Below are 3,156 nucleotides of genomic sequence, written 5' to 3' on the forward strand. Positions count from 1 at the left end.
CTGCCGTGCTGTACGCCGTACGGCGCGTCGGCCACCACCACGTCGACCGTCTCGGGGCGGAAGAACTCGCCGACCCGGGTGGTGTCGACGTTGACCACGTCCACCGACTGCAGGTCGCCGGCCTTGTGCGCCTCCTTCGAGGCGGCCAGTTCCAGCCGCAGCCGCCGGCCGACCACCTTGCGTTCCCGGCGCACCGGCCCGGACTCCAGCACCCGGTGCTTGATCCGCTTACGCTTCAGCCAGGTGGTGAGGAACGCCTGGTACGCCTCGAAGTCCTTGCTGTCCCGGTCCACCCCGGCGGCGTCGAAGCCGTACATCATCGCCTGGTTGACGGTGGTGCCCCGGCCGCACAGCGGGTCGAGCACCCGGAACCGCCGGGTCAGCAGGTCACCGGCCCAGGCCGAGGCGAGCAGGGTGACGTTGAGCAGCAGCTTGGTGAACTGCTCGTTGGTCTTGCCCGGGTACTTCTGGATGGTGACCAGGTCGTCGTCGAAGCGGTCGAGTCGGCTCAGCGGCACCGGCCGCAGCAGGTCGCCGACGAACTCGAACAGCGCGTACGCGCTGGACAGGTTGCCCAGCAACGCCGCGTCCCGCTCGCTCAGCCCGCCCTCGGCGGCGAAGGTGACGTACCGCGCCCCACCGACGTCGGCGGTGCCGATCTCACCGATCCGCCCCCCGAGCACCGCGTCACCGAAGATCTCCAACTCCGCCCGCGTCAGTTCGACCGACGCCCCGGCATACACCCGATTACTAGCGGGCAGAATCAACACCCCATACCGACTCACGACCAGGCACTATCCCACCCCACCCCGCTCGCCCCACCCACCGCCCCGCCGATCATGCAGTTGTGGTGCCCGAAAAGCCGCCGTTCACGGCCTTTGTGGGGCACCACAGCTGCATGATCAACGCGATCGGCGTCAGGCGGGGAGGCCGCCGACCTGGGTGTTGATCCAGGGGCGGATCGCGGAGAGGTCGCCGTAGATGGACGGGCCGGTGGCGCAGGTGGCGTTGTTGTTGCCGGCGCGGCTGGTCGCGCCGATCACGTTCCACACGCCGTTGATCCGGCGCACCTGCGGGCCGCCGGAGTCGCCGTAGCAGGCGCCGGCGTTGCCGTTCGGGTTGTTGGTGCAGATCTCGTACGTGGCGTTGATGCCGCTGCACCGGCTGTCCGCCACGATCGAGGTGTCCAGCTCGTACGCCGTCGTCGGCGCCGAGCCGCAGCCGCGGACCGGGCAGGTCAGGCCCCAGCCGATGATCCGGGTGGCGGTGCCGACCGCGCCGGAGGACGTCGGGATCGGCGCCGGCGCGTAGCTGACCGAGCTGGACAGCTGGAACAGCTTGACGTCGATGGTGGGGTGGTTGACCGCCCGGCTCACCCCGACCACCGTGCCGCCGCTGGACCGGTTGGTGCTACCCACCCGCACCGACGGCGGGGTCGGGCAGTGCTTGGCGGTGACCACCCAGTTGGCCTTGATCAGGGTGCCGGTGCAGCCGGAGGTGTAGACCAGCCACGGGTAGTTCTCGGTGGCCGGGCGGCCGCCGACGACGAACGTCCCGAAGTCCGCGTCCTCGCTCCAGGTGTACGTGCCGGCGGCGGCGGAGGCGCTCAGGCTGCCCGCGAAGAGCTGGTTGACCCGGCTCGCCTCGGCCGAGCTGGGGTTGGCGTTGGTACACGAGACCGGTGCGCTGCTGCCGGACATCAGGTCGGAGCAGAGGCCGGTACGCCGGTCGGGCAGGCCAAGGATGTGGCCGAACTCGTGGCTGGCGATGCGGGTGCGGTGGTAGCCCTGGTTGACCGCCTGCCATCCCATCCAGATCCGGCCGGAGCCGAGCCCGGTGACCTGCGCCCGGGGCCAGCCGCTGTCGACCAGGATGGTGACGCTGGCGGGCGTGCCGGGCACCAGCCGGACGTTGCTGACCCGGCTGTTCCAGATCTGGGCGGCCTGGTCGAAGTTGGTCCGGAACTCGCCGGCCTGGCTGGCGTCGTAGTAGACGGTCCGGGCGGCGGACGCGCCGGCGGCCGTGGCCACCTGCACCCCGGTCGCGGCCAGCACCGCCGCCAGCGCGACGGTGGCCGCGCGCAGCAGTTGTCGTCGAATCATCACGCACTCCCCTGCGGATACCCGCGGCGCACCGCTGCGCCGCTATCGATATGCGTGAATATTAATAGTCGTCCATCGATGGATGCCATCGCGGACATGTCATACCGCCCGAGGCTGTTACCCGGGCGTTACTCCGTGGTGAAGCTCCCGTGGCGGGCCGTGCCGACGGTGGAGTCCGACGAGGTCAGCGCCCGACCGCGCGGCACATAACCGGCGACGGGCGGGCAGAGAGGAGACGACGATGAGAATCAGAAGGACCATGGCGGCCCTGGTCGTGGCGCTCACCGCGCTGCTCGCCGGCGCCGCCACCGCCGCGCCGAGCACGGCGGCGACCGGTACGCCCTACTGCGGAATCACCTGGGGCAGCGGGGGCAAGGCGGCCGGGGCGCTGAGCAGCGCCCCGCTGGGCGCGGTGCGCACCGGCCGGCACGCCTGCTACGACCGGGTGGTGTTCGAGTTCAACGGCAAGGTCACCGGCTACTCGGTCCGCTACGGCGAGACGTACACCGAGGGCGAGGGGCGGGCGCTGTCGCCGTACACCGCCGGCGGCGCGTTGCTGCGGGTCTCGCTGCGCGCGCCGGCGTACGACGACCGGCACGCGGCCACCGTGCCGTACCGGGTCGGCGACCACGCGGCCAACGTGCTGCGCTACCGGACGCTGCGCGACGTGGTCTTCGGGGGCAGCTTCGAGGGCTACACCACCTTCGCCGTCGGCGTGCGGGCGCGGCTGCCGTTCCGGGTGTTCGTCCTGGCCGGCCCCGGTACGCACAGCCGGATCGTGCTCGACGTGGCGCACCAGTGGCAGCAGTGACCAACCACGGGGGCGGGGGTCCGGCGCCGGCCGGTCCCCCGTTCCCGGCCGTCACGCCGAGCGACGATCGGACGCCCGCGGACTACCCTGGGTGCATCATGGACGGCCGCGTGCTGGTGGTCGAGGACGACGCCTCCATCCGGGAGGTCACCGCCCTCGGGCTACGCCGCGCCGGCTTCCGGGTCGACACCGCCGTCGACGGCCGGCAGGCCCTGGCCGCCTGGCGGGCCGGGCCGGTCGACC

General features: G+C 71.7%; 3 protein-coding genes. 1 reads left to right on the plus strand and 2 read right to left on the minus strand.

Annotated features, from left to right (window positions below):
* A partial coding sequence (locus AB0M52_RS32605; protein WP_363961632.1) for an SAM-dependent methyltransferase occupies positions 1–743 on the minus strand: 743 nt, incomplete at its 3' end.
* A 174-nt stretch (positions 744–917) separates the two neighbouring features.
* Positions 918–2,102: a snapalysin family zinc-dependent metalloprotease gene (locus tag AB0M52_RS32610; RefSeq protein WP_363961634.1), complete on the minus strand. Its 1,185-nt coding sequence runs from the start codon at positions 2,100–2,102 to the stop codon at positions 918–920.
* Between the two features lie 241 nt (positions 2,103–2,343).
* Between AB0M52_RS32610 and AB0M52_RS32615 the strand changes: the two genes are divergently transcribed.
* Positions 2,344–2,913 (plus strand): hypothetical protein, encoded by a 570-nt coding sequence (locus tag AB0M52_RS32615; RefSeq protein WP_363961636.1) that lies wholly within the window; start codon positions 2,344–2,346, stop codon positions 2,911–2,913.
* Positions 2,914–3,156 lie beyond the last annotated feature (243 nt).

It is taken from the genome of Micromonospora sp. NPDC051296 (assembly GCF_040682255.1).
Lineage (GTDB): Bacteria > Actinomycetota > Actinomycetes > Mycobacteriales > Micromonosporaceae > Micromonospora > Micromonospora craterilacus.

Coding starts and splice junctions, on each gene's coding strand:
- AB0M52_RS32610 (WP_363961634.1), bottom strand. CDS start 2,102: ATGATTCGACGACAACTGCTGCGCGCGGCCACCGTCGCGCTGGCGGCG.
- AB0M52_RS32615 (WP_363961636.1), top strand. CDS start 2,344: ATGAGAATCAGAAGGACCATGGCGGCCCTGGTCGTGGCGCTCACCGCG.